The 618-nt window shown below is 73.0% G+C and carries 1 protein-coding gene; it reads left to right on the top strand.

The genetic code is table 11. From position 1 onward, the window contains the following. Nucleotides 1–523: PfkB family carbohydrate kinase (locus GTW43_RS04835; RefSeq protein ID WP_202501050.1), on the top strand; the 523-nt coding region annotated here is incomplete at its 5' end. Nucleotides 524–618 lie beyond the last annotated feature (95 nt).

The raw sequence follows: 618 nt of genomic DNA on the forward strand, positions 1-618 counted from the left end.
TCTGCAACCACGTCTGGCCGCGGACCTGCCGGACCTGCTGCGCACCGCGCGCTCGCACGGCGCGACCACCTCCCTCGACCCCCAGGACGACCCGTCGGGCACCTGGGCGGGACTGAGCGCCGTCCTCGCACAGACCGACATCCTGCTGCCCAACGCCGCAGAGGCCCTGTGTCTGGCGGGACCGGCCGCGCGGACACCGGAGGACGCAGCGGAACTCCTGGCGGCACGCGGCCCGCTGGCCGTCGTCAAGAAGGGTGCAGAGGGTGCGCTGTGTCACGACGGGCGGCGCCTCCTGACCTCCCCGGGCGTGCCTGCCGACCCCAAGGACACGGTGGGCGCAGGCGACAGCTTCGACGCCGGATTCGTCGCCGCCACCCTGGACGGCCACTCCCCTGACGAGGCACTCACGTTCGCCGTCACCTGCGGCGCCCTGTCCACCCGTGCCCACGGCGGCACGCCGGCCCAACCCACCCGCGAGGACGTCCTCGCCCACCTCACCCGCACCGGAGCACCCACCACATGAACCACCCCAAGATCGCCTTCATCGGCGCAGGCAGCGTCGTCTTCACCCAGGGCCTGCTCGCCGACCTGTTCGCCCTGCCCGAACTGACAGGCGCA

The organism is Streptomyces sp. SID5785 (genome assembly GCF_009870065.1).
GTDB lineage: Bacteria > Actinomycetota > Actinomycetes > Streptomycetales > Streptomycetaceae > Streptomyces.